21 protein-coding genes are annotated in these 21,622 nt (G+C 50.7%); 1 reads left to right on the forward strand and 20 read right to left on the reverse strand.

The window, feature by feature from the left end; translation table 11 throughout:
- Nucleotides 1–10: 10 nt before the first annotated feature.
- From SYN_RS12365 to SYN_RS15455, 12 genes are all read right to left on the reverse strand, one after another.
- Complete coding sequence (locus SYN_RS12365; RefSeq protein WP_041585098.1) at nucleotides 11–1,060, reverse strand: glycosyltransferase family 4 protein; 1,050 nt, start codon at nucleotides 1,058–1,060, stop codon at nucleotides 11–13.
- Nucleotides 1,057–2,058: an NAD-dependent epimerase/dehydratase family protein gene (locus tag SYN_RS12370; RefSeq protein ID WP_041585099.1), complete on the reverse strand. Its 1,002-nt coding sequence runs from the start codon at nucleotides 2,056–2,058 to the stop codon at nucleotides 1,057–1,059. The genes SYN_RS12365 and SYN_RS12370 overlap by 4 nt, the downstream gene beginning before the upstream one ends.
- Complete coding sequence (locus SYN_RS12375) at nucleotides 2,055–3,185, reverse strand: glycosyltransferase family 4 protein (RefSeq protein WP_011418511.1); 1,131 nt, start codon at nucleotides 3,183–3,185, stop codon at nucleotides 2,055–2,057. Before SYN_RS12375 ends, SYN_RS12370 begins: the two co-directional genes overlap by 4 nt.
- Entirely contained in the window at nucleotides 3,182–5,146 is a 1,965-nt protein-coding gene (gene asnB, locus SYN_RS12380; protein ID WP_011418512.1) for an asparagine synthase (glutamine-hydrolyzing), read from the reverse strand. The genes SYN_RS12375 and asnB overlap by 4 nt, the downstream gene beginning before the upstream one ends.
- 54 nt (nucleotides 5,147–5,200) lie before the next feature.
- Complete coding sequence (locus tag SYN_RS12385) at nucleotides 5,201–6,109, reverse strand: glycosyltransferase family 2 protein (protein ID WP_011418513.1); 909 nt, start codon at nucleotides 6,107–6,109, stop codon at nucleotides 5,201–5,203.
- Nucleotides 6,110–6,195: 86 nt separating this feature from the next.
- On the reverse strand, nucleotides 6,196–7,080 hold the full coding sequence (locus tag SYN_RS12390) for an alpha-1,2-fucosyltransferase (protein WP_011418514.1): 885 nt from the start codon (nucleotides 7,078–7,080) through the stop codon (nucleotides 6,196–6,198).
- A gap of 3 nt (nucleotides 7,081–7,083) precedes the next feature.
- Nucleotides 7,084–7,257, reverse strand: coding sequence for a hypothetical protein (locus SYN_RS16305; RefSeq protein ID WP_011418515.1), 174 nt, complete (start codon nucleotides 7,255–7,257; stop codon nucleotides 7,084–7,086).
- Complete coding sequence (locus tag SYN_RS12395; RefSeq protein ID WP_011418516.1) at nucleotides 7,254–8,552, reverse strand: glycosyltransferase family 4 protein; 1,299 nt, start codon at nucleotides 8,550–8,552, stop codon at nucleotides 7,254–7,256. Before SYN_RS12395 ends, SYN_RS16305 begins: the two co-directional genes overlap by 4 nt.
- Nucleotides 8,553–8,574: 22 nt before the next feature.
- Nucleotides 8,575–9,510: an NAD-dependent epimerase/dehydratase family protein gene (locus tag SYN_RS12400; protein WP_148202654.1), complete on the reverse strand. Its 936-nt coding sequence runs from the start codon at nucleotides 9,508–9,510 to the stop codon at nucleotides 8,575–8,577.
- Nucleotides 9,507–10,547, reverse strand: a complete 1,041-nt coding sequence (locus tag SYN_RS12405; protein WP_148202579.1) for a glycosyltransferase family 2 protein — start codon at nucleotides 10,545–10,547, stop codon at nucleotides 9,507–9,509. The genes SYN_RS12400 and SYN_RS12405 overlap by 4 nt, the downstream gene beginning before the upstream one ends.
- Nucleotides 10,538–11,419: a glycosyltransferase family 2 protein gene (locus SYN_RS15450; protein ID WP_011418519.1), complete on the reverse strand. Its 882-nt coding sequence runs from the start codon at nucleotides 11,417–11,419 to the stop codon at nucleotides 10,538–10,540. Before SYN_RS15450 ends, SYN_RS12405 begins: the two co-directional genes overlap by 10 nt.
- Nucleotides 11,416–12,360, reverse strand: a complete 945-nt coding sequence (locus SYN_RS15455) for a glycosyltransferase family 2 protein (RefSeq protein WP_308733010.1) — start codon at nucleotides 12,358–12,360, stop codon at nucleotides 11,416–11,418. Before SYN_RS15455 ends, SYN_RS15450 begins: the two co-directional genes overlap by 4 nt.
- A gap of 231 nt (nucleotides 12,361–12,591) precedes the next feature.
- Here SYN_RS15455 and SYN_RS12420 point away from each other — a divergent pair, with 231 nt between their 5' ends.
- The gene (locus SYN_RS12420) at nucleotides 12,592–13,545 is read left to right on the forward strand and encodes an IS5 family transposase (RefSeq protein ID WP_011418521.1); all 954 of its coding nucleotides are present in this window, start codon (nucleotides 12,592–12,594) and stop codon (nucleotides 13,543–13,545) included.
- A gap of 401 nt (nucleotides 13,546–13,946) precedes the next feature.
- Here SYN_RS12420 and SYN_RS12425 read toward each other — a convergent pair whose 3' ends face one another.
- The 8 genes from SYN_RS12425 to rfbF all read right to left on the reverse strand — a co-directional run bounded on the left by SYN_RS12425 (nucleotide 13,947) and on the right by rfbF (nucleotide 21,608).
- Nucleotides 13,947–15,242 carry an ABC transporter ATP-binding protein gene (locus SYN_RS12425; RefSeq protein ID WP_237671292.1) on the reverse strand — a complete coding sequence of 432 codons (1,296 nt, stop codon included), beginning with the start codon at nucleotides 15,240–15,242 and terminating at the stop codon, nucleotides 13,947–13,949.
- Between the two features lie 16 nt (nucleotides 15,243–15,258).
- Nucleotides 15,259–16,116, reverse strand: coding sequence for an ABC transporter permease (locus SYN_RS12430; protein WP_041585101.1), 858 nt, complete (start codon nucleotides 16,114–16,116; stop codon nucleotides 15,259–15,261).
- Nucleotides 16,117–16,209: 93 nt separating this feature from the next.
- Nucleotides 16,210–17,010, reverse strand: a complete 801-nt coding sequence (locus SYN_RS12435; protein ID WP_011418524.1) for a cephalosporin hydroxylase family protein — start codon at nucleotides 17,008–17,010, stop codon at nucleotides 16,210–16,212.
- Nucleotides 17,000–18,142: a class I SAM-dependent methyltransferase gene (locus tag SYN_RS12440; protein WP_011418525.1), complete on the reverse strand. Its 1,143-nt coding sequence runs from the start codon at nucleotides 18,140–18,142 to the stop codon at nucleotides 17,000–17,002. Before SYN_RS12440 ends, SYN_RS12435 begins: the two co-directional genes overlap by 11 nt.
- Entirely contained in the window at nucleotides 18,099–19,043 is a 945-nt protein-coding gene (locus SYN_RS12445) for an NAD-dependent epimerase/dehydratase family protein (protein ID WP_011418526.1), read from the reverse strand. Before SYN_RS12445 ends, SYN_RS12440 begins: the two co-directional genes overlap by 44 nt.
- Nucleotides 19,040–20,266, reverse strand: coding sequence for a class I SAM-dependent methyltransferase (locus SYN_RS12450; RefSeq protein WP_011418527.1), 1,227 nt, complete (start codon nucleotides 20,264–20,266; stop codon nucleotides 19,040–19,042). The genes SYN_RS12445 and SYN_RS12450 overlap by 4 nt, the downstream gene beginning before the upstream one ends.
- The gene (rfbC, locus tag SYN_RS12455) at nucleotides 20,263–20,832 is read right to left on the reverse strand and encodes a dTDP-4-dehydrorhamnose 3,5-epimerase (protein WP_049749994.1); all 570 of its coding nucleotides are present in this window, start codon (nucleotides 20,830–20,832) and stop codon (nucleotides 20,263–20,265) included. Before rfbC ends, SYN_RS12450 begins: the two co-directional genes overlap by 4 nt.
- On the reverse strand, nucleotides 20,832–21,608 hold the full coding sequence (gene rfbF, locus SYN_RS12460; RefSeq protein WP_041585728.1) for a glucose-1-phosphate cytidylyltransferase: 777 nt from the start codon (nucleotides 21,606–21,608) through the stop codon (nucleotides 20,832–20,834). Before rfbF ends, rfbC begins: the two co-directional genes overlap by 1 nt.
- Between the last annotated feature and the right edge of the window lie 14 nt (nucleotides 21,609–21,622).

Raw genomic sequence — 21,622 nt, forward strand, 5'->3', positions numbered from 1 at the left:
ACGTTCTTTCTTACACGATTTCTCTCGTTTTTGCCATCCTGAGAATAACCAGTGTGTAAGCGGCCTGAAAGAGCAGAAACGGCAGGAAAACAAAAAGGCGGCGGTCGCCCGGGATTTGAACCATCCAGAATGCCGCCCCGCCCTGCATAAGGCACACTCCGTAGTGAAACAGCGTTACGGCGCGATGGCTGAACCCGCTCTGCTGAAAGAGCTGATACAGATGGCTGCGGTGCGCGTCGAACACCCGTTCGCCCCGAATAAGGCGCCGGAAAAACGTGAAGGTCGTATCATAAATGATGTTGAACATCAACAGGGGCATGACGAAAAATGAGGTGTGGGAGTGGTCGTACCGCGCGGCGATAATGGCCAGGACGGCGAAAGCGAATCCGAGAAAGGCACTTCCCACATCACCCATGAAGATCCGGGCCGGAGGAAAGTTGTAGAGAAGGAAGCCCGCCGTCCCCGCCAGCAGGGTGTAAGAGGTGATATAAACGAACGTGCTCCCCTGGGAGAAGGTAATGGCGCAGAAAAAGGCGCTGACAATCACGCCGACGCCGCCCATCAGGCCGTCCAGCCCGTCCATGAAATTGAAGGCGTTGGTCAGACCGACGATCCAGAGAAAGGACAGGGGGTACCCCCAGATTCCAAGCGTGACGTTCCCCACCCAGGGCAGGGCCACTTCATCGATCACCAGCCCGAACGCCAGAACGAGTAACGCGGCCAGGCACTGCGCGGCCAGTTTTATGAGGAAGGGCTTGTTCTTGACGTCGTCATAAAGGGAGATCCCCGCGATGAGCAGAGCGGAGAAGACGAATCCGAGGAAATGCCGGCGGGGGATCATCGTGGCGTCAGCAAAGCAGAAAATAAGGATCACGCCGAGCAGGAAAGTGACAACGATGGAAACGCCGCCTGATTTCGGGGTGGGGACGCTGTGCGACGAACGCGCTCCGGGGATGTCGATCACTTTGAAATGACGGAGAATGTATCGCGTGGTAAGCAGGGACACGAGGAACAGGCCGAACGCGAAAGAGAGATGGAGGAAAAAGGCGGTTGGGGTCATCGGATTTTCAAGAGGGCAAGGTCCCGCATCTCCTTGACGGTCTCTTCCCAACCCGTTTTTAAATCATAGCGGGGGGAAAAACCCAGTTCTCTCTGGAGAAGGCTGCCGTCGACGGCGATATCCTCGGTATATTTATCCAGCATTCCCCGGGTGACCAGGGGCTTCAAACCGAGAGCGACACTTCCCTTTTCGGTGAGTCCGATCAGAAAGCGGGTCGGCCCCAGAGGCAGAAAACACCGCGGCGGCCTGCGGCCCAGGGCGGAACAGATGGACTCGATAATTTCATTCAAGGTATGAAATGTCCCGTCCGTAACGTTGAAGATCCTGCCCGCCGCGGCGGGATGAGAAACCACCAGCGCAGCGGCATCGCCGACGTCCCTGTCGTAAACCAGCGTCCTCCGATTGTGTCCCCTGCCGACAGGCAAAAAGCGATGACGGGCCAGGGCCTGGGTCAGGCGCTCGTAGTTTCCCTTGATGCGGGAGCCGTAAACCGCCCCCAGGCGCAGGACCGTGCCCAGAGGTCGGCAATCGGGGCCTTGTGCATTCAATACGATCTGTTCGGCGGCAAGCTTCGTCCGGGCGTAATCCGTTTCCGGCCGCGGCGGCGAAGCCTCATCGATGATCCGCCCGTCCGCCGGCCCGTACACGGCGATGGTGCTGAACAGAACAACGCGCCGGACGCCCGAGTTCAGTGCCGCCTCGACGACCGTCCTCGTTCCGCAGACATTAACGTGCTCGTATTTTTCCCGCAGCTCGGGAGGCGGATTGACGATATGCAGGAGCGCCGCCATATGAACGACGGCATCCATGCCCTCCATGGCGGACTGGACGGCTGCCCTGTCCGTGACGTCGCCGGCAATCGCTTCTACCCCCGGAGGGAACAGCCCTGGTGAAGGTTCATCGATAGAAAAAGCTCGAACCCGGTGGCCGGCATCGCACATCGCGGAAACGACCCGCGGTCCGATGGCGCCGGTGGCTCCGGTAACGAGGATGTTCATGGCTTCAGCAGTTCCCTGTATATGTTCATGGTCTTCGCGACAACCTTCTCCAGGGCGAATTCGCTGACCACAATTTCCCGACCCTTGCATCCCATCTTTTTCCGCAGTGCAGGCTGTTCGATCAGAAGCTGAAGCGCGTCAGCCAGTTCTGCCGTGCCGCGGACGGGAACCAGCAAGCCGTTCTCGCCCTGACGGACAACATCACGGCAGCCCGGCGTATCCGTGGTAACAATGGGACGCCCGCAGGACGCCGCTTCCAGCAGGACCTTGGGCAGCCCTTCACGGTAGGACGGCAGACAGACAATGTGAGACTGTTCAAATACCGCCGGCATGTCGTCACGGCGCCCCCACCACTCGACCGCGCCCTCCGCATGCCAGGCCGTCAACTGCTCCGTGTGGATTGCCGAAGGGTTGTGCGGGTCCGCATCCCCCACCAGGACGAAGCGGGCAGAGATGCCGCGTTTTTTCAGTTGTCCGGCGGCGTCCACGAATTCCCGGACTCCTTTATCCCACAACATGCGGGATGGCAAAATAACGACCGGGACTCCCGGAGGCTCCGGCGTCGGGACGAAAACAGCCGTATCCACCCCCGATCCCCGAATCAGCCTTATCCGCTTTTCACTGATAAACCTTTTGCGGATAAACTTGGCGCGGTCATCCTGATTCTGCAAAATCAGGCGCGACCGTCGGCTGTTCAGGAGCCCCCGAAACGCGCTGCCGATGACCGGGCGCAGGAACCGGGCTTTGGGCTGATCGGAAGTGAAGATATACCCGAGCCCCGCCAGGGCATTCACCACCCGGGACACGCCTGAAAGTCGGGCGGCAAGCGATCCATAGAGCACCGGCTTCATGGCCACCTGGTGAACGATGTCCGGTTTTTCTTTTCGATAAAGGGCGATAAGGCGGGCAAGAACGGCCAGCTCGGACGCCGGATTCATGCCTTTACGGGAAAGATCGAAGGGAATGAGCCGGATGCCTGCCCGACGGATCACATCAGCGTGCTCGTTGACGTTTGTCACGACAGCGACATCATACCCGGCATCCCGCGCCGCCAGGGCGAGCGGCAGACGGTGAGAGCAGAAATACCAGTCCTCCGTGATGAAATAGAGGATCTTCGGACGGCTCATGTGTTACTCTCCAGCCAGGCCTGGAACATCAGGATATCCCAGAGATGATACTGCCAGTTGCGCTGTCCCGAAAGATGTTCCCGCCACTTCAGACCAATGGGTCCGGGATTGAAAAATCCCTCCCGTTTCAGCCGGTCTTCCGCAAGCAGCGCTTCAGCCCAAGCTTTCAAAGGCCCGCGCAGCCAGGCATCCAGGGGAATGCTGAACCCTGTCTTGGGCCGCTCGATCAGCTCTCTGGGGACATGGCGATAGAGAACCTGCCGCAGCAGCCACTTGCCCTTCCCTTCACGGATTTTCTGATGAAGAGGAATGCGCCAGGCCAGCTCGACCACCCGATGATCCAGCAGGGGAATTCGTGCTTCAAGGCTGTTGGCCATGGCCGCGCGATCAACTTTTACCAGGATGTCGTCGGTCATATAGGTCTGGGCATCCATGGCCATCATCCAGTGTTCAAAACTGTCGGTGTACGGCCACGCGGACGGATTGGTCAGCAGAGTCCGTGGTTCCTGCCCGCCGATGACCACTTCCGCAGGATTGTGCCAATGGCTGGCAAGCCGGCGGTAGAACGCCTCCCCGTCCGCAAGGGTCAGCACTTCGGCCAGCTTGTGGGCCTTGTCGCCTGGCGAGGCGAGACGCATCCCGCTGGGCAGCACAGGACTGACGGCAGAATACAGCCTGTCCCAGATGGCCGGAGCCAGGGCGCAAAGGGTATTTGCCGCCGCGCGGCGGGCCAACAGCGGCAAACGGTTCATCCTCTGCCAGACCCGACGGGCCGTCAGATAGCGGTTGTAGCCCCCGAAGAGTTCGTCGCCGGCATCGCCGCTCAGGGCAACCTTCACATGCCTGCCGGCCAGTCGGCTGACCAGGAAGGTGGGGATCTGTGAGCTGTCACTGAAAGGCTCGCAGTATATTGTCGGCAGTTTCGGGACGACGGCCAGCGCATCTTCGGAAGAGACATGAAGTTCGGTATGGTCTGTCCCAAGATGCCGGGCTACGGCTTTGGCATGTTCCGCTTCGTTGTCCGCCGAGTCGGTGCCGATGGTGAAGGTGCGGACAGGCAGGCTGCTGTGCGCCTGCATCAGGGCGACAATGGCGCTGCTGTCGATGCCGCCGCTCAGGAATGCCCCCACGGGCACGTCAGCCAGCATCTGAAGCTTCACACTGTTGGAAAGGCGATCTTCCAGCTCATCGACGGCCTCGGCATCGGAACCGGCGAATGGCCGGGCCAGGCCGGCTGTCACCACGTCATTGTAACGCCACCAGGCTTGAGGGCTGACCGACTGTGAAACGCGGCCGTCGGAAAAGGAAATGCTCAGATAATGCCCGGGCATCAATTTGCGGATGCCCTGATAGATGGAGTACGGTGCAGGAATGCAGTTATGCCGCAGCAGCAGCGTCAGCGCGTCGCGATCCACCCCGGCGCGGAAATCCGGGTGGGCTTTCAGGGCCTTCAGTTCGGAGCCGAACAGCAGCGTGCCGCCCTGCCATCCGTAATAAAGCGGTTTTTCACCCAGGCGGTCCCGGGCCAGGGTCAGCACTCTGTCTTCAATATCCCACAGGGCCAGAGCAAACATGCCCACCGTAGCGTTCAGGGTACGCTCGATGCCCCAGGCCGAAAAGCAGGCCAGCAGGGTTTCCGTATCTGCATGGCCACGCCAGAGAGGCTCCTTTCCCCGCGCGGCTAATTCCTTCCGCAGTTCGAGATGGTTGTAAATCTCCCCGTTGAAGGCAATCACATACCGCCCGCACGCTGACGTCATCGGTTGATGGCCGGCGGAGGAAAGCTCCAGGATCGACAGACGGCGGTGCCCCAGTGCCAGACCGATGGACGCGTCAACCCAGTATCCCGCGCTGTCCGGACCGCGATGGGTGATCGCGGCGGTCATGGCTTCCACTGTCCGCATGAATTCCCCGGAAGCCGAAGCTCCATTTTTTCCCCAAAAACCGGCGATTCCACACATCAGCCACGCCTCTTCATTCTGTTCCTGGATGGTCAGGGAGCTTGCAGGGCCAGATCATCGGTCGATCCCGGACGGCCTACCCTTGCGGTCGTCCTGATCATCAAGCCGGACCATGTTTCGCCAAAGCTCCTGCCACACCGCCTCCGTCTGAGGGTCGACTGTATCCAGGCGGTTCCTCATGCGATCGATTCCCAGTTCCGTGTTCAAAAAATCGGCTACAATCTTTACAGGCTGGATTATGGAGAGCAGGCACGCATCGGTCCAGCGGCCGCTTTTCACAGCGTGCCCGGCAATAGCCCGCCAAAAGGCTATGCGTCGGCTGAACATCTTCTTGAAGGAACGGCCGTCCTCCCGGTACCCCAGCAAGACCTCCGGAAGACCCGCGAAACAGCTTTCTCTGTAAGCGCTGTACAAAACCAGCTGGTCCTCGGCGCCGTTGGCCCGGGTCGTATAAGGATGCGCGCGGAACCAGGCTGTTTTCCCCAGCCAGGTCGGATGAAAGAAATGGAACCCCTTCCATGGCTTTCCGCATATGTCCTGATGACTTTCAGGCACCGGTATCAGACCGTACAGGTTGCCCTGATCACGAAAGACAGCGATGGACGAAGCGACTACGTCGACCTTAGGGTGGCTCTCCAGAAACGCCACCTGCCTTTCGAGCCGGTCTGGAAACGCGATGTCATCGGCATCCATACGGCAGAAATATTTACCTTCAGACATGGACACAGCCTGGTTCAACCGGGCGGAAATGCCCTTGTTCATGCCGTCGGATACGACCCTTATCCGCTCATCGCCGAAGCTCTTCGCAATTTTACAGCTTTCATCCGTAGAGCCATCATTCATCAGCAGCAATGTCCATTTCGGATAAGTCTGCGCGATGATGGACTGAACCGCGCTGCGCAGGGTCGCTTCAGCGTTGTATACCGGCAGCCCGATGGTCACAAGGGGTGAATCAGATTTCATTTTTCAGTCTTGATAACCTTTCCCTGCATCAGGCCATATAATGGGCAGGCAAATGCCCGTCTGCAGGATCATGCTGAGGATGGGATTCAAATCCTTATCCAGGAGGCGGGAATATTGTCCGGGGTGTCGAGCCCGTTGTTGAACCATTTCCGGGGGGCATAAACGATTTTTTCCGGATTGCTGCAAAGCCAGGCCCCCCACCAGCTGAAACTGCTGTTGGCAATGATATGATGGCGGCAAGCGATCATCAGCCGCAAATCCTCGTCTCCCCGGTCCGGGCCGTTCTGATCCATGAAACAGGTCTCGAAACCGAGTTTAAGATTCCCTCTCGCCCAGGCAATGTCATCGGAAAACACAAAAAAAACCGGCTCAACCACCTTCCGTGAGATCTGCTCAACCGCAAGTCGATAGTAGGCCGGCGTACACAGGCCATGGAACGCGTTGGCATCCGGTAGAGTTACATAATCTCCCCGCCGGATGTGAATCGATACCGATTCACAGGAAGCGATACGCTCCAGAATTTTCCGGTTGCGTTCCGCCGGATCGGTTTGGAAGGAAAATTCCCGCCGGATCTCCGAATCAACATCGGAAAAGTATTTTTCGCTTTGCCAATAGCCGTCAAGATAGACGTTCCCCTGCAAATTCAAGATTTCCGGATCAAAATTATAGCTTTTTTCGATGATGTGAGTCTGGCGGGTGTGGAATATTCTTTTTTTCAGAAAAAGGGGAAGGCGCCTGAAGAATGCGTTCTGCCTTCTCGATTTGAAGTCCTTGATATCGCCGACAGAAGCCGATTCCCCGGCGATGCGAAATGCATCCAGTTCATACTTGCGCGGAGTCCATGATCCCGTCTCCTGAAACCAGCCCAGATCCAGGAACAGCGGCGCGTTGTTGACCAGGGAAACCCGTCGGGCAGCGGCATATTGAAACATCTGATTGCCGATGCCACCGGTCAGTCGGACAATCACCATGATCTACCGGCTTTCTCCTCTTTTTTTTCCGTAAAGCAGCGTCATGCCGGGAAGGCCCAGTTCCTGGCGGAGAATCCTGTAGGAAGGCGCCGTCTGCAGAACATCCTGAACCGCCTGATAGGCGAAGCTCTCAATCTGTCTGCGTCTTCTTTTTAATCGGCCTAAAATGCTTTTCATGCCTTCCGAATCTTCTCCTCCAGCAAAGTCAGAAATATTTTTTCATACTCTCTGCTGATTTTTTCCCATGTGAATTTTTCCCGCCAGTTTTTCTTTCCCGCAGCCCCCAATCTCTGACGCAGCGCCTCATCCTTCACCAGCTTGCACATATGCTTCGCAAGAACATGGGGATCGACCCGGGTGTATCCTCTGGCATCTCTTTCAGCAGGACAGACAATCCCCGCGCCCGTCCATTGGGCTATTTCTTCCGAATTCCCTACGGGAACCGTCAGGAAGGGGGTTCCCGCCGCTGCCGATTCGAAAAGGACCAGCGGAGAATACTCCACATTCGAGGCAAAAACAAAGAGATCGGCTGCCATGAACGCGTTGACAAGAGATGGCCTTGGCAAGTCGGTTACAACAACGTTTTTGCCGGCGTGCTTCTTTATTCTCCCGATCGTTACATCTATTTGATCGTCTTTTCCCACCCGAATGCCTATTGATCTCAGGGAAACCTTGATGACATGCTTGGTAAAATATTTTATTCCGTACTGTCGCATTACACCGAGAAATTTGCTGAACATCTGCAACACATCAGAATAATTCTGAATATTCTTATTACCATTCAATATAAGCGTTGCCGCACGGCCATCCATGTCTGCGATCTCAAACGCCTGTGCCACCTCGAGATGTCCTTTGAGGCCGGTGAAGCTGCCCACTGTCAGAAAAATGAAATCATCTTCCGCAATCCCAAGCGAACGGCGGAAGTCCGGATCGCGCTGCTTTTCAAACTCAAGCTCATTTGCCCCATTGGGAACGATCGAATAATTCAGGATTCCATGCTCTTTTGCAAAATTGATATCCCTGTAATCCGAGGCATAGAAAATAAGCCTGTCAAACTTACGAAGGATATAGGGCAATTGCCTGAAATACTCCGCGTATGACGGTTCATACAGTCCGGAAAATCCGCAGGGAATAAACACTTTGACCGCCTCGACCTGATCAAGCACAGGCCAGAGGGCATCAAATGTCCATTGCTGGGCCGCTTTAACCATGATGACATCGTATTTTTCAGATGTGATGAAGTTTTCATACTCATGAATTTCACCACGCATTCCAGATACGAAATTGCCATAGATGGAAAAGTCCCTGATCCGTACACCATTCAGGCTATCATCCTTACGAGTGGTCAACCTTGTGGTGGCGACAGTCACATCGTGCCCCATCGCAACAAAGCGCTCGGCAAGCTGCTGTATGACCATTTGAACGCCGCCGACACTCGGATAATAGAGCTCGCAGCACAAAAGAATCTTCACCGTTTTTTACCCTTGACTCTTATCACACCGATCGATTGTCACGGTACCAGTTCCACGTCCTTATAATGCCATCCTCAAAGGGAATCCGCATTGTCCAGCCTGTATCCCAACTGAGCCTGGAACTGTCGAGCACATTGACCGGAACATCGAACTTTCTGAGTGGAAGTGTTTTCAGTTTCACTTCAAGCCCTTCCGCCTGTGCCAGAGGTTGGAGTGCATCGAGGATATCCCGGTTGTTCCGTCCTTCTCCGCTTCCGATATTATAGATGCTTCCGGGGGGCCCTTTCAGCAGAGCGGCAACGATTCCCTCCGCGATATCCTCGACATGGATGTAATCGCGAACCGTTCCCGATTCTCCATAAAGGGTCAGCTCCAGGCCGCAGAGAATGGATGCGATGGCGGCGGCAATGAAACCCTGGCCGATAAAAGGTTTCTGTGTTTCTCCATAGGCATTCCCCGGCCTTACGCAAACGACAGGCAAATCGTGCGTCAAGTGGAACATCCGGGCGTACTTTTCAACAGCCAGCTTCGTGATGCCATAGGGAGAAATGGGGTTTGTCGGATGTTCTTCATTGATCGGCGTATTGAGTGAATGTCCGTAAATAACGCCGCCCGAAGAAATCAGAACAATCTTCTCCAGGTTTAAGGCACTTGCCACATCGAGCATGTTGACGAGAGGCGGGAGGTTTTCCAGAATATCCTGAATGGGATTGTCATAACTTGTTTTGGGAACGGTGGCATAGGCAAGGTCGATGATTTCATCAACGCCCCGTAGGATGCCCCGGATGAAATATTTGTCACCGAAATCACCCGGCACATACTCGACATTGTCTGGAAGAGACCGTGTTGGAACCTCGTTGCGCGCCACGACAATGACGTGTCTTCCTTTCCTCAGTAGAGCCCTGACAACAAAAGAACCAATAAACCCGGTCCCACCGATAACACAGCAACACTTCATCGTATGACTCTCAATCTCCATTGCTTTTCAACGAGCTTCCGTCCGGCACGCATAATATGGGCCAGTGCACGCCTTCCCGATTCTCCCAGAAATCCTAAGTGCCTGGCCTGATAATAATGATAGCGGAGGTTATTGACGCGATACTGAACCTTTTCTTGAATCTCTCTGTACGGGGTGCCGGCATGATCACACAAGGCAATTGCAGCATCATGAACTATCGAAATCAGCTCCCCCAATGATGTTTTCCGGGAAAATTGTGGATATGCCCCATGAATCAAAGCGGCAAGATCCCGCAACGATTGGTCCGAATAACGCCCTCCCGTGGCCCACATCAGATTTTCCACGTTGATTTTAAGCAGGTGCTGAAGAAACGGGTTGTTTCCGGAACGCGACATGCTTTGGGGTACTTCCCGATATATGTGAAGGACCTCCGGGATGTTGGCCACCCGGAATTTTCTGGCAACCCGCGACCACATCTCATAGTCTTCGGGAGGTTGTCGATCTGGATTGGTGCAATACACTCCGACTTCATCAAAAACTGTTTTTCTGATCATCAGCGAGCTGTGGACAAAGGGATTATCGAACAGGAGATCGAATTGCAGGGAAAGATTATCCGCATCGTGCCTGTGTAACCGTTTCGTCGGCTTCTGTTCCTCAAGGATCGAGGCCCAGGTCCCTGCCATACCACAATCAGGATGGGTCTCCATAAATGCGACCTGCTTCGATAAGCGATCCGGCAACGAAATGTCATCCTGATCCTGGCGGGCAATATAGGCCCCTTTCGCCAGGGCAATCCCCCTGTTGAGAGTCGCAGCCAACCCCTTGTTCTCTTGTGAATAAAACCGAATGCGCGGATCGGTAAAGGAGGAAACGATGGAAGCAGAGTCGTCTGTGGAACCATCGTCAATGATGAGCAGTTCAAAGTTGGAATAACTCTGCACTAGAATGCAATCGATGGATTCACGCAAGTAGGAAGCCCCATTGTAAACGGGCAGAACGACACTGATCATCGGTGCGGAGTTGGATATTACATCCATTTGGTTACAAACGACGAAGCAGATTGAATCTTCAATCTGAGCCAAAGGCACAGTACCCGATATTTCATAATGAGCAAGACTATAAGCCTGATTGGATTATTTGTTGACATCTTATAATAACCATCACGATACTCACGATAATGTGTAATTGGGAACCAACCAAAAAATTGGAGCATCGGGAAGTTATTATGAGCTGCAATCTTGGCAGTATCAATATCAGACTCGCTTAAAACGCGTTTAAACAGCGTGATATCAGGAATATATTTGTAGTGACCCCGGGCAAGCCCTGCAAATACAAACGTCATATCAGCTCCCCAACCACTTAGCACATTTGGAATGCCACACAGTTCCCGACAAAATCCTATGCGATATACAGAATAAATCATATTTGCCTTGCCAAGAATTTCAGGTGCGCATAAATATTTTACCAACCTTCGCCATATCCACTTATCGTCAAAGACAGAAAAACCATCATATTTTCTTAATATTGTACCGGAAAGATCTATATTGGCAACATTACCACTCACAAACTGAACATCGCGGCATGAGTCTAATGTCTTTACGCACAATTCCAGAAAATTACTTGACCATTCATCGTCAGCCGCAGCCCACATAAAGTAATCTGATTCAGCTTCATTAACAAGAAAAATGAAGTTGTTTAATGCACCGATGTTTGATGGGTGCTGGATATATTTGATGCGAGTGTCTTTGGTAACATACTCCATAGCAATTCTTTCCGTACCATCACTCGAGTAATTGTCAGCAATCAGCAGCTGCCAGTCACAAAAACTTTGTTTGATGATTGAATCCAGAGCTTTAGAAATATAGGTCTCGCCATTGAATACCGGCATTCCGATAAAGAGTCTTTTCATATTCGTGGTCGTTTATAAGACATAACTATTCCGAGAAAATGCGCCCATATTATCCTCCTGGCCATATTGCTGACTGCTCGCTTTGTTGGCTTATCAATCTTGAGCAAAGTAATAACTGATTGAATATCACGCAAAGCTAACTTGTGGTATTGAAAGTTCGCGGGCAAACCCAAGAAATAACGAAATCCACAAGGATTAGGAAGTTTTCCTCCCTGTATTTCCCATTTTGCCTGCGCGTAAGTACTGTCAGTCGTTCTCTTATATAGACCCACCCGAGGAAGAACCATCAACTTCCCTTTTGTTGAAACAAAAAGCAGGAGTGGAATTTCATTTAGTGAAACAAGTTCAAATGCGGAAAAGAATGAAGTATTCTGTTCGAATAAAGCGGACCTTCTAAAAAGTGAATAATAGAGATTACCATAATTATTCTTCAACATATGGCATAAGCGATCTGAGATATCGTCAAGATTCGAACCATAGAAGGCCTCTCCCTCAGGGAAAAAATCATAAAGACCAGAATGCGAGAAGTACTGTGCCTCCATCATGACAGCGACAAAGTCTTCGCCCAGTCGGGAAAATTCCTCAGTGCAATATTGAATAAAGTGTTCATCCCACTCATCATCATCTGCTGCCCACATAAAATACTCACCAGTTGACTGTTCTAAAACAAATTTGAAATTAGCAACTGGCCCCTTATTCTGCTCTTGCCTAAAATAGGCTATACGTGGATCACGCTTCATGAACTCATTTACCACATTATAGGTCTCGTCTCCTGAAGAACAGTTATCCGAAACAATAATCTCCAAGTTCTCATAACTCTGTCCTGTTATACACATGAGTGTACGATGAAGCCCATCTGGCCTGTTGTATGTCGGTAAGCCTACGGAAACCAAGGGATGTTTTACTCCCCGCACGCTAAATATCTCCTGAAACCTTTGCACAACTCTACAGACGGAGTCTGAGATTGCAGTCAAAAAATAACGTTAAAATTTTCAACAACTCATTGATAATACGTGCTTATTTGCATAATTTCTGTTAGTTTTCCTTTCAAATTCAACCCTTTGAAGGAGACCAGCATGTCATTCAAGAAATACGATTCTCATCCCTCTTTTTTTGATCTTGAAGTGAAGTAATCATTCGGAAACTCAAGAACTCAGCAATTCCTCTCCGAGGTGACGAATGCCATCGACTGGAAACCCATCACCGCCATCCTGACCGAAAACTATCCGGTGGGCAAATCGGAATACGGAAACAAGGCTTATCCTCCTTTGATGCTGATGAAAGGGCTCCTCCTTCAGAAATGGTTCGGAATCAAGTCCGATCCCGAACTGGAAAACCAGATCAACGACCGTTTATCCTTCAAAGCCTTTATCGGCTTACCCTTCAGTGACCCCTCACCGGATCATTCGATTCTCTGCCGTTTCCGGGACAGAATCGGCAGGAAGGGGCTGGAAAAGGTTTTCAGCGAACTGCTGAAGCAATTCAAGAACCTGGGCTTTTCCATCGAATCCGGTCTGGCTGTGGATGCCAGGATTATCCGCTCGGCCAGTCGTCCCGTAAGCAGAGACAAACTCGATGAGCTGCGGGAAAAGCGAAAACAGACAAAGAAGACGCCCCACTTCCAGCGGGATCTTGAATCCGACTGGACAGTGAAGAACAAAAAACCCGTCTTCGGAATGAAGGAACATGCCTCCGTCGACGTAAAAAGCGGTCTCGTATTGTCCTCCTCGGTTTCCAGAGCCTCCGAGCATGACACCAATTACTTCTCCTATGTGGTGGCCAACAGCCTTCAAGGGAAAGAGCTTCCTCCAAGTGTTTACGCCGACAAGGGATACTGCAGCGAGGCCAATCGGGACTTCCTGAACATGAACGGCATTCGTGACGGAATCATGCGGAAGGACCAGATCAATGCCAGGCTTACGGAAAATGAGATCAAGAGGAACAAGAAAATCTCCAAGGTTCGGTACAAGATCGAGCAGTATTTCGGAATTACCGAAAAGTATCATGGTGCAGGCAAGGCCCGCTTTACCTCTCTTGTCAAAGAGGGTTGGGACCATCTCTGCGGGGCGATGCCTTCAACATCAAAAAAATCGTTCTCGGCATCAGAAAGCAGGAAGCAACGGTAACCCCATAGGGAAATTATGCAAAGAAACGCTTCCCCTGGTCATCCTGGGAGCTGAAAGATTTTGAAAGAGCAGTGTTAACGCCGTAAAGGCGGCCGGAAGCGACTGCTTCTGCAAGTTAAAATTTAAAATTAACGCCCATAATAAGGGCAAAAGAAAAAACTGAATTCTGCAAACGTCTCACAAACTCATTACGGTCTTTTAAAAATTCAAGCGCTGCATCGGTTGGATTATCATATCTCCATTCCGCGTCGGCGGTGCTGTCCTTCGGCTCAATGCCGAGACAGGGATGTCCTCATAGCAACAAAGTTTTTAAGCAGGTATCCATAGTTGGAGGCAATCTCGATTACGGAACGTCCTTTCACCGATACGGAATCTCCGGCTTCTTACAAAACTGACTACTTTCATCCTGATTTCCTAACATCCCAATCAAGATTGGGTCTTACAATTCCTGGCATTACGTTGGCATATCCAAATCCATATCGGCCAACACAGTTTTCCATCGGATCACGAATGCTGAATGTCAATACATTGGGCTCAAAAAAATGAATCGTCATCCCTGGTTCATAAGATGTGATGGCCAATCCAACATAATATGTACCCTCATTCAGAAAGTTGCCTGGAATATTACAGGTGGCGATGTAGTTACCAGAAGATAATTCTGATATTGACGATGGTGAGGAAACAAAAGCATAAGTGCCACCTGGCACTGTAAAATGAAAATTGGGAATGTACCGAATACTTGTGTCTTGCTTGACCGTGAAATGCATGCTGATCTTTAACGGTTCTCTAATGTCAATTTCAGTAATAACCTCATTATTGGCATCCTGAACAATCCCCATAACTAATTGGACAAAATTGTCACCAACAGTGCGACCCAATTTTGTAAAGTCAGCACAACTACTGCCCCCTTCTCCCAAATATTCAAGGATGACTTCAGAAGGCAAGCCTCTTTTCTTAATTTTCCCTTGATCGAGCAAGATACATTCTCTGCACAATGATGCAATGGTTTGGAGGCTATGGCTGACAAAAACAACTGTCCTGCCACCCTTGCTGATATCATCCATTTTGCCGAGGCATTGCTTCTGAAATTGAATATCACCGACAGCCAGCACTTCATCCACAATTAAGATTTCAGGTCCCAAATGAGCAGCAACAGCAAAGGCAAGTCTGACATACATCCCGGAAGAATAACGTTTTACAGGGGAATCAATAAATTTTTCCACACCAGAAAATGCCACAATCTCGTCAAACTTATTTTTAATTTCTTTCTTGTTCATGCCAGATATGGCACCATTTAGATAAATGTTTTCCCGTCCGGTAAGTTCAGGATGAAATCCGGTCCCCACTTCAAGCAGGCTGGCAACACGCCCTCTGATTTTCACCACACCACTTGTGGGTGATGTCACCTTTGAGATTATCTTGAGAAGAGTTGACTTGCCCGCACCGTTACGACCGATTATTCCAAGCGCGTCCCCCTGCCTGACTTCAAAAGTAAGATCGTCCAGAGCCAAAAAGCGACCACCGGAAAGACGACTATTGTCATCCGAGACGAGGTGTTGCTGATATGTTGTTATCAATGAGTTCGGATCCTCTTTACCACGTCGCCGTGCCCACCAACTTTGCAGGTCGCGGAACAAAAAACCATGGTTGATGGTACCTAATCGGTATTCTTTACTTAGTTTTTCCACCTTAATCACAGTGTCACTCATAGCGTTATACTGTATCCATGAATGTTTTCTCAATACGACTGAAGAGCACAATTCCTGCACAGAGAATAAAGATTGTCATCCCTGCACTAACTGCCAGGTGCGCAAGATTAACAGAGCCGGAACCCAGAAATGCATAACGGAAGGTTTCAATCAGGCTGGCCATGGGATTGAGGGCATAGAGCCATTGCCAGCGTTCCGGTATTTGTGACATGGGGTAAACGATTGGCGTGGCATACATCCAGAGCTGGGTTCCAAAGCCGACTACAAAAGTCAGATCACGGTACTTGGTGGTTAGTGATGAAACAAGAATTCCGACTCCGAGTCCGAGTATTCCCATCTGCCCAAGAAGGAGTGGGGTCAGGAGTATCCAGCCGGAGAGATTCACAGGTACCCCCCGCCAGTAAAAATAGAACAGAAATCCCAGGAAGAGCAGAAACTGGATGGCAAAGGTCATCAGATTGACAATAACAACCGAAATGGGTACCGCTAACCGGGGAAAATAAACCTTGCCGAAGATATTGGCGTTAGCAATGAACGTATTGGAGGTGGTCGTAAGACAGCTTGAAAAATAGTTCCAGGAAACGATTCCCGCCATATAAAAGAGCATCGGAGGAATGCCGTCTGTAGGTATGTTGGCTATTCTCCCGAAAATGACTGTAAAAACAATTGTGGAAAATAGAGGCTGGATCAAGAACCAGAGGGGGCCAAGAATGGTCTGTTTGTAAACGGCAACAAAGTCGCGGCGGACAAAAAGAGCAATCAGATCACGGTAGCGCCACAATTCTTTCAGGCTGAAATTGAACCACCCGCTGATCGGACTGATGACCGTTGTCCAACCTTCGTTTTCTTCTCTTATTTCCATATGCGAGCTTTCCTCAATTCCTAAAACCACCCAGGAGGTCGCTTCTATATTTTTCTATGACGTAATTGTAAACGGACAATGAAAGGACTATTGTCAAATGCGTTTCAGGTATCCATCCGGGGCAACGGTGATGAGGAGTTTGTTTTCAATCATCTTGTCGATTTCAAAATGGAGCGGCGCGCCGTCAGCAGCCTTGCGTCCTTCTAACTTCAGTCGGCGCAGGTACTCACGAACGGCGGTCCTGGGGTTGTTGCCCTTACCCCAGGGGCGGTCGGGAAACATGTCATCGGGCATGTTTTCGATGATGGTATCGAATACTACACAGTAGCTTTTTTTCGAAACCAAGGGGGCATAAGCCTCCAGTTCGGCAAGTACATGCTCATGGGTATGGTTGGAATCAAGACAAACAAAGATGCGCTCATAGTTTTTGGCGTATTCATGTACCCGAGAGATAATTTCAGGAGCAATGCTGGATCCCTGGATCATCTCGATTTTGTGCGCCAGCGGGTGCGCCTCGATAGCGGCCCGGTTGTGGGCACGGATATCGATATCCAGGCCCAGCACCCTGCGTCGGCTGGCTGCGGGATCAAGTGCCCTGCCTTCCTTCGCCGCTTCGCAGTAGTCGATCATTGCCAGCATCGATGCACTCAAGATCAAAGATCCTCCATGGGCGATGCCGGTTTCAATTATAAGGTCGGGCTGAACCTGCCAGAGCAGTTCCTGCATGGCAATCATGTCTTGGGGGTACTGGATGATTGGGCGGCCAAGACAGGAGAAATTATATGAATAACAGGCCATAATCGATTGATGCATAAATTCTGATCCGGCTTCAAGCAGCAGGGCATTCTTTCCATTATCTCCGATTCTTGACCGGATTTCTTCTTCAAAGCTCATTTTGATCCACCTTGTAATAAATAAATTGATCTCCCGCAGTGACTTTTATTTCATCAAAGTAGTTGGAGTTCATAACAAATATAGCATCGTGACGGACCATGCAAGCCGTGCCATTCTCAGGTGAGAGTACCGGCAAACCAGTCACTGGCATGTACTTTCCCTGTTTGTACGGATTGATGTCAATGACGAAATCCGGAGTGACTCCGGCATGCCGCAGCAACTGCAAAGCAAAAATGACCCCTTTCGATCCGCCGCCCCATATGATGTGCTTCCTGCTCTCCTGGCTTTTCATTCTGGCTGCAGCACGGTCAATGCCCCTCAGGAAATCCGTTGGCATGTCAAATTTATGAACGTCCTCCCTGGGTTTTATGCGCAGTGATGAAAGATCTGCCACAACATAAAGATATTGCCCGCCAAAGAAACTGCCCGAATCAAGCACCTTGTCGAATATACGGAAGAAGTCGGACAGTCGAAAGTAGTTGACGTGTTCATAAAATAGATCAAACCAGGCTCTATGATCTCTTATCCACTCAAGGCAGGGCACTTCAATATAAATCAGCCCCTCGCCACCGTTCGCTTCAGCAATGGAAGTCAGAAAGCCAATCGGCTCCGGTATGTGTTCAAGAACATGGCGGATAATGATGGCCTGTCCGGTCATGCCAAGCGATGCTGAAAACGTTTTTTTGACAACATGCGGATCATCCCCTTCATAGGCAGGATCTATCCCAGTGACAAAGAAGCCCTTATTCCTCATGAGTTTCAGAAATCTGCCCTTACCACAGCCGATTTCGAGTATGGATTTTCCAGTGAAGTGGCGCCGAATGATTTCTACAACCTCATACAGGTGTTGTTCAAAGACGCCGGAGTAACCCTGCTCATTCTGATAATTTTCGTCGTAAGTCATCAACTCCGGCCTGAATGCCTTATTGTGTACGATGCCGGTCAACGGATCTTGAACCAGTATCAGGTCACCGACCTGACACTCAACAGCGTCTTTTCCGGTTGAAAAAAAACGGTTCTGCTGAACAGGCAGACCCTCCATGCGATAGATGATGTTATCCGTCATGATTTCACGATACATATTGCTATTATAACTTGGCTTGATTGCCCTTCCTTTCCTGCCACCAGTCAATTGTTTCTCTTATTCCTTGATTTATATCATAATCAGGCTGCCAGACAACTTCGTTAAAGAGTCTCCTTGTATTGCCAAATAATACGGGAGGATCATTTTCTCTTTGCGGCAGAGCACCCAGTTTAACAAGATGATTTTTCCCCAGCATATCAGCAATGGTCAATACAATTTCCTTCAGGGCAATCGGCTTCCCTGACGCGATATTGACAGGCCCATCGACATTGCTCATCAACAGTGAAACAAACGCTGAAGCTGCATCTTTAACATGCAAAAAATCTCGGATTTGATTTCCGTGCGAACAGGGCGCCACTCTGTTATGGATCAAATTTGAGATGACCGATGAAACAAGACGGTTGGGATTCTCATGAGGGCCATATAGGAAGAAAATTCTTCCCCAGGCGCTGCTCAGATGCGTTTCCCGGGAAAAGTCTTTCAATAAATGCTGCATCGTGTTCTTACAATGACCGTATAAAGATGAAGGAACAAGTGGCGTAACAAATTCGGAACAATAACCAAAATTCCAGTCATATTCGGCACAGGTGCCAGCCATAACAAATCTTACGCCACCAGTTTTTTGAAAAGCCTGAAGCAAATGCAAGCTGGCTTCCAGCCACCGAATGTTCTCAATAGAATGCCAGTATTCACCCGCCTTAGCATACCATGCAAAATGAAGGAGATGGGTTGGATGAATAGTTTCAATCAATTCAAGTGCCCTCTCCTTGTTTAACAAATTGACATCATGCCATTGGACTCCGCAGAAATTATTTTCCGGAATGATAATGTCCACTGCATGCACATCGAAGCCCCTGGCCAGTAAAATCGGCAGACAGTGCCTCCCGATAAAACCTGACGCACCAGTTACTAAAACCCGTTTTGGTACATCATTATTTTTTATTTTCATGTCATTACGGTGATTTCAGGCACTGCAGTCAAAAATTTCCCTCCCCACTCGTGAACATATGCGTGCTGCTGCATTATTTCTTCAGCTATGTTCCAGGGCAGAATCAGTACGAAATCCGGTTTGTCTTCCTTCAATATGGCAGGTGACAACACAGGAATATGGCTGCCGGGCAGGAATTTTCCCTGCTTGGAGGGTGCGGCATCACATACATAGGGCAACAGGTCCGGTTTGATCCCCGCATAGTTGAGCAGGGTGTTCCCCTTGGCGGCGGCTCCGTAGGCAGCTACCTTCCTGCCGGAACGCTTTTGTGCGATCAGAAATGCCAGGAGATTATCCTTTACCCGATCAGCATGACGTTGAAAATACCGGTAAGTGGTCAGCATCCGCAGCCCCTTCGTCTCTTCTTCAGCAAGGATTGCCGTCATGGCTGTCGCACAGGGGCGTGGATCATGTTCATGGCAACCATATACACGCAGACTGCCGCCGTGGGTGGACAGTTCTTCCACGTCGAACAGCCGAAGCCCTGCTGCTTCGAAGACACGGTTAACCGTGTAAAGCGAAAAATAGGAATAATGCTCATGATAAACTGTATCGAACTGAGTCTGCTCAATAAGACGCAACAGGTGGGGAAACTCCAGGGTAATCGTGCCGCCGGGTTTCAGTGCGGCTTTCAGACCTGCGGTGAAGTCGTTGATGTCAGGCACATGAGCATAGACATTGTTGCCGATAATGAGGTCCGCCTGTCGGCCCTCATTCTTGAGTCGGCGGGCCAGCGCTTCACCGAAAAATTCTTCCATAACTGGAATGCCGATTTTACGGGCTGCTGCAGCCGTTCCGGCGGTCGGTTCAATACCCATACAAGGGATTTTCGCCTGCACAAAGTTTCTCAGAAGGTATCCATCGTTGGAAGCAACCTCAATCACAAAGCTTTCCGGACCAAGGCCAATCCTTTGGGTTATATTTTCCGCATATCGGGCGGCGTGTTCAAGCCAGCTCTGCGATACGGAGGAGAAATAGGCATAGTCACCCGTGAACAGCTCATCTGGGCAGGCGTGGTCTTCTGTCTGAACCAGCCAACACTGAGAGCACACATAGAGTTTAAGGGGGAAGTATATCTCCGGTCTGGTCAGGTCTTCCGCTTTAAGGTAGGCATTGGAGGGTGGGGCAAAGCCGAGATCCAGAAAAACATGCTCCAATTTGGTACGGCAATGGCGGCAGTTCATAGAGAAAGCCCCTTAAAATCGTCGTTTATGAAAGGATAAGCGCAATCGCGTTGCGACAGTTCCTTCACAGCTATGGGCCAGGCAATTCCAATTTTTGGATCCTCAACATGAAGTCCGCCTTCCGCCTGCGGATGGAAAGCTTCGGAATGAAGGTAAAGCAGCTCGCAGTTTTCTGTCAGCGCTTGAAAACCGTGGGCAAAACCTTCGGGGATAAAAAAACTTTTTTGATTGGCCACAGACAGAATTTCTCCGTGCCAGCGAAGGAAGGTAGGAGAATCCTTTCTGATATCCACAGCAACATCATACACCTCACCCTGAAGACAACTGACGATCTTGATTTCTGCATGCGGCGGATGCTGAAAATGCAGACCGCGGACAGTTCCCTTATTTACGGTATAGGTGTGGTTGATCTGTGCAATGGGCCTGTTTAAACCGGCGGTCTGAAATTCTTCAGCACAAAAGAAGCGGCAGAAAAAGCCCCGCGAATCCTCGATGGGCTTCCGCTGTACAATCCAAAGCCCTTCAATCAGCGTCGGATGGAAGTCAAATCGCTTGTTCTGCTTCATTACCAGATCTTCCACCTGGCCTCGCCGGCATTCCATATCCTGTTGAGATATTCCATGTCGCGGAGGGTATCCATGCAAGCCCAGAAACCTCTATGTTTGTACACCATCAGTTGCCCCTCCCTGGCAATCTGTTCCAAAGGGCCGATTTCAAGATCGCAGGAATCATCCGTGGTCAGGTAATTGAAGATTTCCCTGTTGAATACAAGGAATCCTCCATTGATCAGGCCATTTCCATTCCGAGGCTTTTCACGGAAAGCCTCGACACGATCACCGTCTATTTTAAGCTCGCCGAAGCGGGAGGCAGGATTGATCCCGGTGACGGTTGCCATTTTCCCATGCGCTTTATGGAATGCCAGCAGTTCGTTTATATCCACATCGGCAATGCCGTCACCGTATGTCATCATGAACATGTCACCCCTGATATATCTTTCCACCTTTTTCAAGCGCGCCCCTTTGAGTGTTTTCTCGCCGGTATCAGCCAGGGTTATCTTCCAGCCGGCTTCATCGTGGGCATAATGGATACAGGTTCTTTCAGGCTGCCCCAACTCTATAGTGACGTCATTGTTCATCAGCTCATAATGACAGAAATAATTCTTGATCATCTCGCCTTTATACCCAAGGGCAAGAATAAAGTCCTTATGTCCGAATTGTGAATAATACTTCATGATATGCCAGAGGATGGGATGTGAACCGATATTGACCATTGGTTTCGGACGGAACTCCGTTTCTTCGCGAAGCCTTGTTCCCACACCGCCGCAAAGGATGACTGTTTGAATGTTTTCAGTCATTT

Source organism: Syntrophus aciditrophicus SB (assembly GCF_000013405.1).
Classification (GTDB): Bacteria; Desulfobacterota; Syntrophia; order Syntrophales; family Syntrophaceae; genus Syntrophus; species Syntrophus aciditrophicus.